14 protein-coding genes are annotated in these 14,013 nt (G+C 72.4%); 8 read left to right on the forward strand and 6 right to left on the reverse strand.

All coding sequences use genetic code 11. The features are described 5' to 3' along the window. Positions 1-466 precede the first annotated feature (466 nt). From Val02_RS25620 to Val02_RS25640, 5 genes are all read right to left on the reverse strand, one after another. Positions 467-1,315 (reverse strand): alpha/beta fold hydrolase, encoded by an 849-nt coding sequence (locus Val02_RS25620; RefSeq protein ID WP_203901758.1) that lies wholly within the window; start codon positions 1,313-1,315, stop codon positions 467-469. A gap of 37 nt (positions 1,316-1,352) precedes the next feature. Then, entirely contained in the window at positions 1,353-2,291 is a 939-nt protein-coding gene (locus Val02_RS25625; protein WP_203901759.1) for a TrmB family transcriptional regulator, read from the reverse strand. Further along, positions 2,257-2,811: an HAD domain-containing protein gene (locus Val02_RS25630; protein ID WP_203901760.1), complete on the reverse strand. Its 555-nt coding sequence runs from the start codon at positions 2,809-2,811 to the stop codon at positions 2,257-2,259. Before Val02_RS25630 ends, Val02_RS25625 begins: the two co-directional genes overlap by 35 nt. A gap of 5 nt (positions 2,812-2,816) precedes the next feature. Beyond that, on the reverse strand, positions 2,817-3,254 hold the full coding sequence (locus Val02_RS25635) for a CBS domain-containing protein (RefSeq protein WP_203901761.1): 438 nt from the start codon (positions 3,252-3,254) through the stop codon (positions 2,817-2,819). Positions 3,255-3,427: 173 nt separating this feature from the next. Further along, on the reverse strand, positions 3,428-5,443 hold the full coding sequence (locus Val02_RS25640; protein WP_203901762.1) for a SpoIIE family protein phosphatase: 2,016 nt from the start codon (positions 5,441-5,443) through the stop codon (positions 3,428-3,430). Positions 5,444-5,636: 193 nt separating this feature from the next. On the opposite strand from Val02_RS25640, the gene Val02_RS25645 reads away from it, so the two are divergent. The 6 genes from Val02_RS25645 to Val02_RS25670 all read left to right on the forward strand — a co-directional run bounded on the left by Val02_RS25645 (position 5,637) and on the right by Val02_RS25670 (position 11,808). Then, the gene (locus Val02_RS25645) at positions 5,637-7,112 is read left to right on the forward strand and encodes a PAS domain S-box protein (protein ID WP_203901763.1); all 1,476 of its coding nucleotides are present in this window, start codon (positions 5,637-5,639) and stop codon (positions 7,110-7,112) included. A 1-nt stretch (position 7,113) separates the two neighbouring features. Continuing rightward, the gene (locus Val02_RS25650; protein ID WP_203901764.1) at positions 7,114-7,491 is read left to right on the forward strand and encodes a response regulator; all 378 of its coding nucleotides are present in this window, start codon (positions 7,114-7,116) and stop codon (positions 7,489-7,491) included. 10 nt (positions 7,492-7,501) lie between these two features. Continuing rightward, positions 7,502-8,518 carry a 5'-3' exonuclease gene (locus Val02_RS25655; protein ID WP_239153327.1) on the forward strand — a complete coding sequence of 339 codons (1,017 nt, stop codon included), beginning with the start codon at positions 7,502-7,504 and terminating at the stop codon, positions 8,516-8,518. Between the two features lie 3 nt (positions 8,519-8,521). Then, entirely contained in the window at positions 8,522-8,920 is a 399-nt protein-coding gene (locus Val02_RS25660) for a GNAT family N-acetyltransferase (RefSeq protein WP_203901765.1), read from the forward strand. A gap of 115 nt (positions 8,921-9,035) precedes the next feature. After that, a complete protein-coding gene (locus tag Val02_RS25665) occupies positions 9,036-11,231 on the forward strand; it encodes a S8 family peptidase (RefSeq protein ID WP_203901766.1) in 2,196 nt (731 codons plus the stop codon). Between the two features lie 67 nt (positions 11,232-11,298). Next, complete coding sequence (locus Val02_RS25670) at positions 11,299-11,808, forward strand: hypothetical protein (protein WP_203901767.1); 510 nt, start codon at positions 11,299-11,301, stop codon at positions 11,806-11,808. Here the strand turns inward: Val02_RS25670 and Val02_RS25675 are convergent. Then, complete coding sequence (locus tag Val02_RS25675) at positions 11,805-12,308, reverse strand: DinB family protein (protein ID WP_203901768.1); 504 nt, start codon at positions 12,306-12,308, stop codon at positions 11,805-11,807. The two genes, Val02_RS25670 and Val02_RS25675, sit on opposite strands and share 4 nt — an antisense overlap. A 191-nt stretch (positions 12,309-12,499) precedes the next feature. On the opposite strand from Val02_RS25675, the gene Val02_RS25680 reads away from it, so the two are divergent. Next, positions 12,500-13,321 carry a CPBP family intramembrane glutamic endopeptidase gene (locus Val02_RS25680; RefSeq protein WP_203901769.1) on the forward strand — a complete coding sequence of 274 codons (822 nt, stop codon included), beginning with the start codon at positions 12,500-12,502 and terminating at the stop codon, positions 13,319-13,321. A 28-nt stretch (positions 13,322-13,349) separates the two neighbouring features. Continuing rightward, entirely contained in the window at positions 13,350-14,009 is a 660-nt protein-coding gene (locus tag Val02_RS25685; RefSeq protein WP_203901770.1) for a response regulator, read from the forward strand. Positions 14,010-14,013 lie beyond the last annotated feature (4 nt).

Raw genomic sequence — 14,013 nt, forward strand, 5'->3', positions numbered from 1 at the left:
CCCCGAATTCCTCCCACCCCCATACCTGGATCCGCAGAGACGCCCACGCCGCAACATCTACCACCGCCGCCCCTGACGGCGGCCGTGCATCGCACGCCCACGCCAGGTCAAGCCGCCCGCAACAGACACGCCGGGCCGGGCCCGCACGCCGGCAATCCCACCTGCCCGCCGGGGCGACGCGCCAGCAATGCCCGCACGCCCGACCAGGCGCGCACGCCGGCAGCTCCCGCACGCCCAGCCCAGCTCCGCACGCCAGCATTCCGCACGCCCAGCCAGGCACGCACGCCCGTGCGGCTGGCGCCCGCCCGGCCGGGTCGGTGGGACGGCGCCCGCACCGGGCGGTGCGCGACGGCATGCTCGAGCGCCGGACAGGAGCCCTCCGAAGGCCGCGACGGATGACCGGATGACCGGGTGACACACCAGGTACCTCATCCGGCGGGAATGACGTACCTACGGTGTCATCGGGTCATCGGCCGGCCGTGAGGAACACGTGGATGCGCGACGCCTGGCCGAGGACGGCGTGCGCGACCCCGGGCAGCAGCACCGTCTCGGCGTGCGGCACCGCCGCTGCCACCCGGCGGAGCGTCTCCCGCGAGTCGAGCATGGCGTCGCGTTCGCCGGCGATGACGAGCACCGGCACGGTGAGCGTCGCGAGCGTGGCGTCCGGGAAGATCGGCAGCCTCTCCGTGCGCGGCTTGAAGTGCCGGAAGATGAGGCTCATGTAGTCCGCGACGGGTCGCATCGCGGCGCCCCGCACGCCGGCCACGAGGGCCAGTTGACGGCGCATCCCCCACTCCCCGAACGGCCGCAGCAGCAGCGCGGGCAGCAGCCAGCCGTACTTCTGCCGGCCGATGCCGCCCGGGCACAGCAGCACCAGCCGGGTGACGCGGGCGGGGCGGCGGGCGGCGTAGTCGGTGGCGAGCCAGCCGCCGAGGGAGGCGCCGACGAGCGCCACCGACCCGGCCCCGAGCCCGTCGAGAACGTCGTCCAGCCAGCCCGCGTGCTCGTCCGACCCGAGCGGCGGCCGGACGGCGGCGCTGTGCCCGGGCTCGCCGGGCAGGTCGACGGCGTACACGCGGAAGCGTTCCGCCCAGGTGGCCACGTCGCCGGCCCACATCGCCGCGTTGGTCCCGGAGCCGTGCAGCAGCACCAGCGGCGGCCCGTCGACGGGCCCGCTCGCCACGACGAACGTCTCACCGAGCCGGGTGGGCACGCGTAGACGTTCCATCGGAACGGGCCAGTGGCGGAGGAACTCGTCGTAGGCCGCCTCGACGGCCTCACGCCCGGCGGACGTGCGATAAACACTCCCTATCATTCCCTTAAAGTATCCGATCAGGGAGTGATAGGGAATCCTATAACCAGCCGCGCCGGGCGGCCTGGAACGCCAGCCCCGGCCGGGTGTCGACGCCCGCGAGGTCCATCAGTCGGTCGAGGCGGCGCTGCACGGTCCGCCGGCTCACCGCCAGCTGCGAGGCGATCGACTTGTCCGGGAAGCCGGCCACCAGCAACGACAACAGGAGGCGGTCGGCGTCGGCCGGTCCGTCGTCCCCGGTGGTAAGCACCGGCGTCGCGTTCGCCCAATGGCTCTCGAAGAGCGCGATCAGCGCGTCGAGGAGTTCGCTGCGGCGGATCAGTGCCGCCGTCGCCTCGCCGACGTCCCGCGCGTGATCCGGCACGAGCGGGCACAGCGCCACGGAACGGTCCGCGATCGCCAGCCGCACCGGCAGGGTCGGCAGCGTGCGCGCCTCCTCGCCGCGCCGCACGCCGTCGGTGATGCTCTCCAGTTCGCCCGGCATCTCCAGCAGCGCCCGTTCGTAGACGGCGCGGTAGCGCACGCCTCGGGACAGCGCCGCATTCTCCTCGGCGTTGTCCGGGCCGGCCATCACGAGCGGGTTCGCCTTGCAGAACCAGAGCACCTCCTCCTTGGCGGTGTCCTGGAGGTCGCGGAGCCGTTCGCGCAGGGCGTCCCGGCCCACGACGATCTCGACCAGGTGGTCGGCGTCGCGCCGGCGGGCGCTCGCGCGGTAGTCCTCGCTCAGGGCGGCAAGAGCCTGACGAGCGGATTCGAGGGAACGTTGCCGGCGCAGCAGCCGTTCCCCGAGGGCGACGTCGGGCGGCAGCGGCCGCACCACCGGCCCGGCGCTCGCCAGCCCCTTGGCGCGCAACGCCGCGACGGCCTCCGGCGCGACACCTGCCGCGGCGAGTTCCTCCGGGCCGGCCGACGCGACGCGCAGCAGCACCCGGTACGCATGCTCCTCAGAAGGGCTGAGCAGCGCTTCTTCCTCGATCATGGGAGGACTCTAGGCCGCTCCTCCCGTCGATCAACCCTTCGATGAACGCCTCGATCTCGTCGAGGTGCTCCGGCTGCAGCCCCCGGTACGGCTTGGGCTTGATCAGCAGCCCGCGCCCGTCGCCGCTCAACTCCTCGACGAGCGGCCCCTCCTCGGGCACCTCCGCGTCGTCGGTCCAGATCAGCGGGCGGCCGGTGTCGATGACGGTGCGCGCCGCCGCGTGCTTCGCCACGGAGGCCTCGGTCCCGAAGAGCTGCCCACCCCACGCCCGGTCGAACGGCGGCAGGTCGAGCAGGCGTTCGATCTGGTCGGCGTCGTGGCACCAGGTGGTGCACCAGCGGATCTCGACCCGCCCGGAGCGGTGCAGGGTGCGGATCCGGCTCACGAGTGCGGGCGCCCAGCGGATCCGCCACCGTTCGCCCGCGGAGTAGGCCCACCCGGAACGCGGTGCGGCCCCCCATCCGGGGCGGGAGGCGTTGAGCACGCCGTCGACATCAAGCAGCCATACGGGCTTCGACACGCGGGCTACGGTAACGGGTATCTGCCAGGGGCGATGCCGTCGTGCCGGTAGGAAAGCACATTGACCACCGACTCGACGCCCTCGACCCGCTCGACGCTGCGGGCGAGCCGCTCGCACGCCGAACGTTCGTCGACGCCGCCGTACAGCGTCACCGTGCGGTTGTGCACGTCGACCTTCACGTCGGCCGCGTGCCGCCCGAGCACCGCCGGCACCACGTCGTCGGTCACCTCGCGGTGGATCTCCGCGTCCGATCGCGGGAGTGCCGCCCGGAGGTCCCGCCGGGTCACCACCCCGACCAGATGGCCCTCCTCGTCGAGAACGGGCACCTGTTGGATGTCGGCGACCTCGAGGAGCCGCGCCGCCGTGCTTACGGTGTCCCGAGTGGAAACGGAGATCGGCCCGCTCAAGGCGGGTGTGTCATTGCGCATGACCTGCGAAACCATCAGTCCGACCATTCGGTGCCCCCTCCCGGTCCGAGAACCACCATACGAACGCACACGGTCATCGAAAAGAGCCGAGGAGTGTCGAAACTGTCGCCCTCCGTAAATTCTTCATGACGACGATCCTTTGGGAGCGGTAACACGCGAATCGGCAACCAAAGGGCAACGGGTTCCGTTCAGTCCTTGAAACGATGCAGCACCGCGATGCACACGTCGTCGTGCGGATCGGCCCCGCCGAGCAGTTCGGCGCAGAGGAGATCCACGATGCGTCGGGCCGGGGACGCCGGGTGCCCCTCCCCGGAGACCTCGTGCCAGGCCCGGGCGAGCGCCCGCGGCAACCTGAGGTCGTCGTCGGGTGCCGGGTCCGGCCGGTCGGTCAGTCCGTCGGTGAACGCGCAGAACGCCGCACCCGCGTCGAGCGTCATGCGCTGCACGGCGAACTCCGGCCGCGCCAGCACACCCAGCGCCGGCCCGACCACGGCCAGCCGCGCCACCCGCGACACCTCGCCGTCGGGGTCGTCGCACGTGACGAGCAACGGCATCGGGTGGCCACCGTTCGCCACGCTGAGCCGGTGATCGCTCGGCCGGTAGCGCGCCACGACGGTCGTGACGAACCCGTCGCCGACGCCGTCGGCCATCAGGTACCGGTTCAGGCGGGCCAGGATCGCGGCCGGTTCTGGATCCTCGAGCGCGTACGCCCGCAGCACGCCGCGCACCCGACCCATGACGGCGGCGGCGTACTCGTCCCCTCCCGCGACGGCGCCTACCGACAGCACCACTCCGCCGTCGTCGGTGGCGAACGCGTCGTACCAGTCGCCGCCGGCGTCCAGCCGGTCCGGGGCGGTGAGGTAGTCGGCCGCGAGGTCCAGTCCGTCTACCGTGGGCAACGTCCCGGGCAGCATCGCCCGGCGGAACCGGTCCCGCGCACGGGTTTCCGCGCGGCGGTCGGCGGCCAGTTCGACCCGGATGCGCTCGGCCCGGTCGTCGCTGACGTCCTGGGTGACGCCCCACAGGGGACCGTTGTCCCGGGTCGGCCGGCAGGAGACGATCAGTTCGTGGACGATGCCGTCGGGGTCGGCGAGGCGCACCTCGGCCTGCTGCGGGCGCCCGGTGCGCAACGCCTCGTCGGCGAGCAGCATCGCCCGGCGCACGTCGTCGGGGTGCACCCGCTGCCACACGCGGTCCCCCGGGACCGTCGCCTCGGGCAACCGCAGCAGGTCGCGCAGTCCCGGTGAGACGGTCACCTCGCCGGTGCGCGGGTCGAGGTCCCAGGTCCCGGAACGGGTCACCCGATGCGTCTCGGCGAGGCGTTCGGCGAGGCCGTCGATCTTGCGGCGCAGTCGCTCCTCGCGGCGGTCGGCGGCCCGCAGGCGGCGATCGGCGCGCACCCGCTCGGTGACGTCCTCGACCACGGCGACGAGTTCGCCGGCCGAGCCCTCGGTCACCGGCTGCAGGCGCACCGAGAGCCAGCGCAACTCGTCGCCCTCGGGGAGCGACACCCGCAGCGTGCGCCCTGTCGCGGGCATGCCGGCACCGATCGCCTCGACGATGCGGCTGCGGTCGGTGGGGTGCAGCCGTTCGAGCCAGCCGACGCCGAGCAGCGCGGCGCGGTCGGTGCCGACGAACGCGGCCAGGCGTTCGTTGACGTACGTGGCGGCGCCGGTCCCGTCGGCGATCAGCACCCCGACGCCGGTGGTGCCGACGATGGCGCGCATGCGGTGCTCGCTGAGATCCAGCGCGGAGGACTTCTCCAGCAGCTTCGTCTTCAGCGCCGAGCAGTGTTCCGCCGCGAACGACTCCGCCACCACCGCGGGCTGCGGCGCCGAACTCAGCAGCGCGTCGATCGCCTCCAGCGCCACCCGCGGGGTGGCCGGCTTCAGGATCACGCCCTGCACGCCGCAGGCCCGCGCCAGCGGACGGATCTCGTGTTCGGCGTAGTGCGCCGTGCTGAACGCGATCGGCACCGCGCTGGTCTCCGGCCGGCTGCGCAGCTGGCGCGCCAGTTCGTAGCCGTCGAGGCCGCCCGGCATGAGGATGTCGGTGATCACGGCGTCCGGGCGTTCGGCGCCGGCGGCGTTGAGGGCGGCGTCCCCGTCGGACGCCTCCCGCACCCGGTGCCCGCGATACGCCAGGAGCGTGCGCAGGAACTCACGGTTCGTCGGGTCGTCATCGACCACGAGGACGGTCGCCATGAGCAACCGTTGTTACCCGAACGGCGGCCGCCCCGGTACGGATTCCGGAAACAATCCTCCCCCGGCGGTACAGGATTCGGCCGAACGGTCCATCGTCACGGACCGTTCCGAAACTGAGCGGACGATGGGCCGGACAAGCGGTCCCAGGGCAAACTTCCCTCACCCGCTGTCACTTCCGCCCGAGAGTGAACCCATGACCCTGTCGCGAACCACCGGCGCCACGGAGCACCTCGCCGCGATCGTCCGTTCGTCACACGACGCGATCATCGGGGTCACGCTCGACGGCACCGTGATCACCTGGAACGACGCCGCCGAGCACCTGTACGGCTACCGCGCGGACGAGATCGTCGGCTACCCCGCCGAGGTGCTCTACCCGGCCGCGCGCCGCGCCGAGGAGACCGCGGTCCTCGCCCAGGTGTCCCGCGGCGAGTTCCTCGACCAGTACGTGACGGAGCGGGTCCGCCGGGACGGCACCACCGTCACGGTCTCGCTGAGCACGTCGCCGATCATCGACGGCGCGGGCGCCACGATCGGCGCCGCCACGATCTCCCGGGACATCGCGCGGGCGCGCCGCAAGGAGGCCAAGTGGCGGGCCATGCTGGAGGCCGCCCCGGACGCGATCGTCGCTGTCGACGCCGCCGGCCGGATCACGCTGGTGAACGCCCAGACCGAGCGCCTGTTCGGCTACCAGCGCCACGAACTGCTCGGGCAGCTGATCGAGATCCTGGTGCCGGCACAGGCCCGCGAGGTGCACCCGCAGCACCGCCTGCGCTACCTCAACGAGCCCAAGCCGCGGCCCATGGGCGCCGGCATCGAACTGTCGGCGCTGCGCCGCGACGGGACACAGTTCCCGGCGGAGATCTCCCTGTCGGCGATCGAGACGGAGGAGGGCAACCTCGTGGCGGCGGCGATCCGCGACGTCTCCGAGCGGATCCGCTTCGAACGCCAGCTCCGCGAGAAGAACGTCGAACTCGAGAAGGCCAGCAAGGCGAAGGACGCCTTTCTCGCCAGCATGAGTCACGAGCTGCGCACGCCGCTCAACGCCATCATCGGCTTCACCGGCACGCTGCTGATGGGCCTGCCCGGACCGCTGAACGAGGCACAGAGCCACCAGCTGCAACTGGTGGAGACCAGCGGCCAGCACCTGCTGTCGCTCATCAACGACCTGCTCGACCTCGCGAAGATCGAGTCCGGGAAGGTCGAGATCACGCCGGAGGAGATCGACTGCTGCGGTGTCGTCAAGGAGGTAGTGCAGTCCATGCGCCCGCTCGCCGAACAGCAGGGGATCACGCTCCACGCCGAACTGCCGCCGGGCCGGTGCCTGGCCGTCGCCGACCGGCGCGCGATGGGGCAGATCCTGATCAACCTCGTGCACAACGCGATCAAGTTCACCAGCGAGGGCGAGGTGCGCATCACGCTGCGCCGTCCCGAGAAGGACATCGTGTGGTCGCTGGACGTCACCGACACCGGACCCGGGATCGCGCCGGAGGAGCAGGCGCGCATCTTCGAGGCGTTCGAACGCAGCAGCACGACCCGCCGGCAGGGTGACGAGGGCACCGGGCTCGGCCTGTACATCTCGCACAAGCTCGCCGAGCTGATGGGCCTGCGGATCAGCGTCGACAGCGTGCCCGGCGCGGGGAGCACGTTCTCGGTGGCCCCGGCGGTCTGAGTTGGGGGCCGAGATCCTCGTCGTCGAGGACAACCCGCACAGCCTGGAACTCATGGCCTACCTGCTCACCGCGAACGGCCACCACGTGCACGGCGCGGCGACCGGCAAGCAGGCGCTCGAACTCGCCGGCCGGGAGCAGATCGACCTGGTGCTGCTCGACCTCCAGCTGCCCGACCTCGACGGCTACCAGGTGATGTGGCAGCTGCGCGGGCTCACCCTCCCCGATCGGGTGAAGATCGTCGCGGTGACGGCCGTCGCGATGGTCGGTGACCGGGAGCGCACGCTCGCGGCCGGGTTCGACCACTACATGGCGAAGCCGATCAATCCGCGCACCTTCGCCCAGGAGATCAGTGCCTGGCTTCCCGCGGGATGCCACTAATCTCTCTGAGGTGAGCGCCCCCGCAGCCCCGCTGTTGCTCGTCGTCGACGGCAACAGCATGCTGCACAGGGCCTACCATGCCGCCGCTACCGGGAAGCTGCTCGACGCGTACGGCCGGCCGGTGTGGGCGTTGAAGGGACTCGTCACCTCCGTGGCGCGCGCCGCGGCCAGGCTACGCCCCCAGGCCGTCCTGGTCGGGTTCGACTGCGCGGAGCAGTCGGCGCGCCGCGCCGCGGACCACCTGTACAAGGCGCAGCGCGCGGAGAAGCCGGCGGAGCTGCGCGAACAGATCGAAGCGGCGCCCGCGCTGATCCGCGAGACGGCGCTGGCGGTGGCCGTTCCGCCGGCTTACGAGGCGGACGACGTGCTCGCCAGTTCGGCCGTGCTGGCGCGGGCCAACGGGTGGCGGTGCGTGCTGATGACCAGCGACCGGGACGCGTTCGCGCTCGTCGACGAGCACACGTCGGTGCTGCGGGTGCGAAACGGCGGGCTCGACGAGTCCGTGCTCGTGACGGCCGCGTCGCTCCCCCGGCACACCAACGGCGTGCAGGGCTGGCAGTACCGCGACTACGCGGCACTGCGCGGCGACCCGTCGGACAACCTGCCGGGCGTGCGCGGCTTCGGGCCGGCTACCGCGGCGCGGCTGCTGATGACGTTCCCCCGGATCGAGGAAGCCTGGGAGGCGATCGACAGCGGGCGGGACGCGGACGTCGTGGCGGTCGTGGGCGGCCGGGCGGCGCATCATCTCGGCACGGCCGAGGGACGCGCGGCGGTGGCCCGCAACCGGCGGCTCATGCGGATGCGCACGGACCTGGAGCTGCCCGCGCTCGACGCGATGCGACTGCCGGTGCGGCTGCAGCTGATGCGGGAGGTGCTGGCCCGGCGCGGGATCCGGCTCGGGCCGTCGCTGTGGGCGCTGACCGGCGGGGATCCGCCGCCGCCACCGGACGCGCCGGCGCCGCGCCAGCCGGCCCGCTCGGCCGCGGAAAGGCGTCGCCCGCAGGCCGGGCAGCTGGCACTGTTCTGACGTATGGGTGAGATCGCTTATGCGTGGCGGGGTGCGTTCGACAACGCGGAGGTCAACGCGCTGCACGCGGAGGGCTTCGACCACCGGGTGCTGGACGACGACTGGTGGGGCCAGGTCAACCGGCACAGCCTGGGCTGGGTGGTCGCCCGCGACGGCGGGTCGCTGGTCGGCTTCGTCAACGTGGCGTGGGACGGGATGATCCACGCGTTCGTCCTGGACACGCTCGTGCGCGCGGACAGGCGCCGCCACGGGATCGGCGCCGCCCTCGTCCGCATCGCCGTGGACGAGGCGCGCAAGGCGGGCTGCGAGTGGCTGCACGTGGACTTCGACCCGCACCTGACGGACTTCTACCTCGGGGCGTGCGGGTTCACCCCCACGGACGCCGGGCTCGTCCGGCTGTGACGTCGAGGTGACACCCGGATTGGCGTCCCCCGGCCACATATTCATGTAGCTGTCCCCCAGAAACGGACCTTCCCTAGCGTGATGGTGCAAAGCCGTCTCCTGGGGAGGAAGACCCATGATCAGAGAAGGGCTGTTCGCGACACTCCTGCTGCTCGGCACCGCCACGCCGGCCGCGGCCGCGCCGCCCGAGGGCACCGTCGACGCGCTGGGCGGCCCGACCGCCGTCGCCGACTCGTACATCGTCGTCCTGAAGGACACCGCCGTGCCGAGGGACGCCGCCGACGTCGACAGGGCGGCGCACTCGCTGGCCGCCACGTACGGCGGCGGCGTCGCCCGCACCTACCGGCACGCGCTGCGCGGCTTCGAGGCCCGCATCACCGAACGCGCCGCCAAGCGCCTCGCCGCCGACCCGACGGTCGCCTCGGTGACCCAGAACCACACGGTGCGGGCCGACGACACGCAGAGTCCCACCCCGTCGTGGGGCCTCGACCGGGTCGACCAGCGCACGCTGCCGACCGACAACTCCTACACCTACCCGAACGTCTCGCCCGGCGTGCGCGCCTACGTGATCGACACCGGCATCAACCTGACGCACACCGAGTTCGCCGGCCGGGTCGTCTCCGGCTGGGACTTCGTCGACAACGACGGCGACGCCACGGACTGCGCGGGCCACGGCTCCCACGTGGCCGGCACGATCGGCGGCAGGTCGTTCGGCGTGGCCAAGAACGTGCAGCTCGTGGCCGTGCGGGTGCTCGGCTGCAACGGCAGCGGCAGCATCGCCGGGGTGATCGCCGGCATCGACTGGGTGACCGCCGACCACGACCCGGGCGAACTGGCCGTCGCGAACATGAGCCTCGGCGGCACCAAGTCGGCCACCATGGAGAACGCGGTCACCAGGTCGATCGCCGACGGCGTCAGCTACTCGCTCTCGGCCGGCAACGGCCGGGGCGCGGACGCCTGCGGGCAGAGCCCCGCCGGCACCCCGAACGCCCTCACCGTCGCCGCGACCGACCGGACCGACGCGCGCGCCCCCTACTCCGACATCGGCGCGTGCGTGGACCTCTTCGCGCCCGGCACCGACATCGTCTCGGCCTGGATCGGCGGCGACACCGCCACGTCGACGGTCAGCGGCACCTCGATGGCGGCGCCGCACGTGGCCGGCGCGGCGGCGCTGGTCCTCGCCGACCACCCGACGTTCACGCCGGCCGACGTCGCCGCGGAACTCCTCACCGACAGCACGCCGGACGTGGTCACCGACGCCGGCGCCGGAACGCCGAACAAGCTGCTGCACGTCGACCCGGTGACGGCGGCCGACGACTTCGCCCTGACGGCGGCGCCCACGTCCGCGCGCACCGCGACCATCACCGCCACGCTCACCAAGGGCGCGGCGCAGCAGGTCACCCTGACGGCGGGCGGCGTCCCGGCCGGCGCCACCGCGACCTTCGCGCCGAGCACGATCGACTCGGCCGGCGGCACCAGCACCCTCACGATCGCCACGAGCGCGAGCACCGCACCCGGCACGTACACGATCACCGTGGTCGGCACCGGGACGGCCGCCACCCGGGCGACGACCTACACGCTCACCGTCGACAACTCGCCCGGCTGCGTCGGCGCGAACTCCACCGACACGCCGCTGCCCGGTGGCAACTGGGTCGAGGCGGCCGTCACGATCAGCGGCTGCACCGGCAACGCCGCCGTGAACAGCACGATCGAGGTGCACATCCAGCACGGCCACGTCGACGACCTGGAGGTGGAACTGCAGGCGCCGGACGGCACCGACTACATGCTGCTGTCGCGCACCGGCGAGGACTTCGACAACGTCGACTACACGTTCACGCACGACCTGACGTCCGAGGCGGCGAACGGCGTCTGGAAGCTGCGCGTGCTCGACAACGGGCCGTTCGACAGCGGGTTCTTCGACTCGTGGACGATCGACCTGGCGGGTGCGGACCTGCCGGCGCCGGCGTGCGGCGGGGCGTCCACAGCGGACTCGGAGAAGTTCGGTGACATGGCGGGGGCGCAGACCACGATCGCGGTGACGGGCTGCGACCGGGCCCCCTCGCGGGGCGCCTACGTGGAGTACCGCGTCATCCACCCGTGGGAGCGGGACCTGGGCATCTACCTGATCGCGCCGGACGGCACCCGCTACACGCTGCAGGAGTTCTGGCCGACCGGCCGCACGGACGTGTTCCGCACCGCGATCGTGAACGTCTCCGACAAGAACGCCAACGGCACCTGGACGCTGCGCGCCGAGGACGCCTCGTGGGGGACCGAGCCCGGCTGGATCGACGGCTGGAAGCTCACCCTGTAGGACCATTTCGGTGGCAGATCACGGACCCGACGTGCACGAACGGCGTCGGGTCCGTTTCCTTGTCATCATGCGGATACTCGGGGTCGATCTCGGCGAGGTGCGCCAGACGGACGGCTTCACCTGCGGTCCCACGACGGCGCTCGTCGCCGCCGCCCTGCTCGACGAGGCGTACGCGGCGGCGCTGGACCGCACCCCCGAGGGCCTCGCCCGCGAGCAGCACCGCCTGCACCGCGCCGCCAACACGGTCTGGCCGCGCCGGCTCGGCACCACCCCGGCCGGCGTCGCGGCCCTGATCTCCGCGCACGGCGTGCCGTACCGGTGGCGCCGGTTCCGCCGCGGGGACGCGCTGGACGACGTGGCCGAGGCCGTCGGTCGCCGCCTGCCGGTCGCGCTCCTCGTGGGCAGGGTGATCCCGCGCCATTGGCTCCTTCTGGTCGAACATCCGCAGCCCGACACCTATCACCTGTTCGACCCGTCGTCGGGCCGGCTGCGGGAGGTGGGCGTCGACGCCCTGCGGTCGCACCGGATGAGCCCGGGCTTCCCGCGCGCCTACGCCCTCGTCGTCCCCCGGGGCTAACCCATCGTCTTCTGGCCGTCGATCGTCTCCCGGATGATGTCGGCGTGCCCGGCGTGCTGCGACGTCTCGGCGATGATGTGCAGCAGCACGCGCCGCACCGACCACGACGCCCCCGGCTCGAACCAGGGCGCCTCCGGCAGCGGGTGCGACGCGTCCAGGTCGAGCGTGGCGGCGAGTTCGTCGGTGCGTGCGGCCACCTTCTCGTACTCCGCCAGCAGGCCGGCCAGGGTCTCGCCCTCGACCATGCGGAAGCCGTCGACCCAGTCGGACGGCTCGGCCAGCATCGCCTCCGCGCCCCCGGTGGCGAACGCCGCCCAGCCGTTCTCGGTGGCGGAGACGTGCTTGATCAGCCCGCCCAGGCTCAGCGCGCTGGCGGTGGGTGTCCGCTTCGCCTGCTCGTCGGTCAGCCCCCGCACGGTGTGCTTGAGGAATCCGCGGTGCCGCTGCAGCAGCGCCAGGATGTCGGCGCGTTCTCCGGTGACGGTCGTCGGCGTGGTCACATCTGCTCCTCGGGCGATGGGGCCGGTCCAGCCCGGCTTCGACGATGAGTCTTCCGGATGATCCGGTCAGGTTCCGGCCTCTTCTCCGGATGGACGTCCCGTCTTCGGATGGGCATCCCCCGTCCGAGCTACCGGGAAGTGCCCTCCGCGCGGTGACGATCGGCGGCGCCGTGATCCATAGCGTTTCGTCCATGAGATTCCTCAAGCAGTTCGCGGTGATCGTGCCGTTGTTCCTGGTCGGCAACGTCACGATCGCCGCCGTGAGCGGCACCTTCCTGCCCCTGTTCCTCGGGCCGGCGTTCGCGGTGGCGGGCGTCGCCGCCTACCGGTGGATCGTGCGGCGCACCGAGCACCGCGACGTGACGGAGCTGGCCCGCGACGGCGCCCGTCCGGCGCTGAGGCGCGGCGCGCTCCTCGGAGTCGGCCTCTTCTCCCTGGTCATCGCCGTCATCGCGCTCTTCGGCGGCTACTCGGTCGAGGGCTACGGCTCGCTGTGGAGCGCGCTCGCCGTCACCGGCGGCATGGCCTGCGCGGCCACCATGGAGGAACTGGCCTTCCGCGGCCTGCTCTTCCGCACGCTCGAGGAGCGCTTCGGCACCTACCGGTCGATGGCCGTCTCCGGCGCCCTGTTCGGCCTCCTGCACCTGGTCAACTCGGGCGCCACGCTGCGGGGCGCGATCGCCATCGCGTTCCAGGCGGGGCTGATGCTCGCCGCGGTCTATGCCGCGACCCGCTCGCTCTGGCTGCCGATCGGGATCCACTTCGGGTGGAACGTCGCCCAGGGCGCGATCTTCGGCACCACCGTCTCGGGCGCGGAGGACGCGCGGAAGGGGCTGCTCGACGGCGTGCTCGACGGGCCGGCCGCGCTGACCGGCGGCGGCTTCGGGCCGGAGGGCAGCGTCCTGTCGGTGCTGGTCGGGCTGGCCGTGACGGTCGTCTTCCTGCGCATCGCCAAGCGTCGTGGGAACGTGGTGCCCGCCCGCCGCCGCGCCACCACTACGCTTCCCGCATGATCCCGCGGCACCCGCTGAGAGGAAAACCGTGAGCGACAGGATCCGGGTGCTGGTCGCCGACGACCAGGCGCTGATCCGCACCGGGTTCATGACGATCATCGGTGCGCAGCCGGACATGGCGGCCGTCGGCGAGTGCGGCGACGGCCGCCAGGCGGTCGAACTCGCCGGCCGGCTGAAGCCCGACGTGGTGGTGATGGACGTGCGCATGCCGGTGCTGGACGGCATCGCGGCGACCCGCCAGCTGGCCGGCGCCGGCGTGGCGCACCCGGTCAAGGTGCTGGTCGTGACGACGTTCAACCTCGACGAGTACGTGTACGAGGCGCTGCGCGCCGGGGCGAGCGGCTTCCTGCTCAAGGACGCCCCGCCCGCCCAGCTCCTGAACGGCATCCGTACCGTCGCCTCCGGCGCCGCGCTGCTCGCCCCCGAGGTGACCCGCCAGCTCGTCGGCAGGTACGCGGCCCGCATCCGCCCGCCGGCCGGCGACTCGGACGGCGGCCCGCTGACCCCCCGCGAGCTGGAGGTCCTGAAGCTCATCGCGACGGGCCTGTCGAACAGCGAGATCGCGGCGGAGCTGGTGATCAGCCACGAGACCGTGAAGACCTACGTCTCCCGGATCCTGACCAAGCTCGACCTGCGCGACCGGGTGCAGGCGGTGGTGTACGCCTACCGCACCGGCCTCGTGGCCTGATCAC

The sequence above is a fragment of the Virgisporangium aliadipatigenens genome (assembly GCF_016863615.1).
Classification (GTDB): Bacteria; Actinomycetota; Actinomycetes; order Mycobacteriales; family Micromonosporaceae; genus Virgisporangium; species Virgisporangium aliadipatigenens.

Coding starts and splice junctions, on each gene's coding strand:
- Val02_RS25620 (WP_203901758.1), bottom strand. CDS start 1,315: ATGATAGGGAGTGTTTATCGCACGTCCGCCGGGCGTGAGGCCGTCGAG.
- Val02_RS25625 (WP_203901759.1), bottom strand. CDS start 2,291: ATGATCGAGGAAGAAGCGCTGCTCAGCCCTTCTGAGGAGCATGCGTAC.
- Val02_RS25635 (WP_203901761.1), bottom strand. CDS start 3,254: ATGGTTTCGCAGGTCATGCGCAATGACACACCCGCCTTGAGCGGGCCG.
- Val02_RS25640 (WP_203901762.1), bottom strand. CDS start 5,443: ATGGCGACCGTCCTCGTGGTCGATGACGACCCGACGAACCGTGAGTTC.
- Val02_RS25645 (WP_203901763.1), top strand. CDS start 5,637: ATGACCCTGTCGCGAACCACCGGCGCCACGGAGCACCTCGCCGCGATC.
- Val02_RS25660 (WP_203901765.1), top strand. CDS start 8,522: ATGGGTGAGATCGCTTATGCGTGGCGGGGTGCGTTCGACAACGCGGAG.
- Val02_RS25665 (WP_203901766.1), top strand. CDS start 9,036: ATGATCAGAGAAGGGCTGTTCGCGACACTCCTGCTGCTCGGCACCGCC.
- Val02_RS25670 (WP_203901767.1), top strand. CDS start 11,299: ATGCGGATACTCGGGGTCGATCTCGGCGAGGTGCGCCAGACGGACGGC.
- Val02_RS25680 (WP_203901769.1), top strand. CDS start 12,500: ATGAGATTCCTCAAGCAGTTCGCGGTGATCGTGCCGTTGTTCCTGGTC.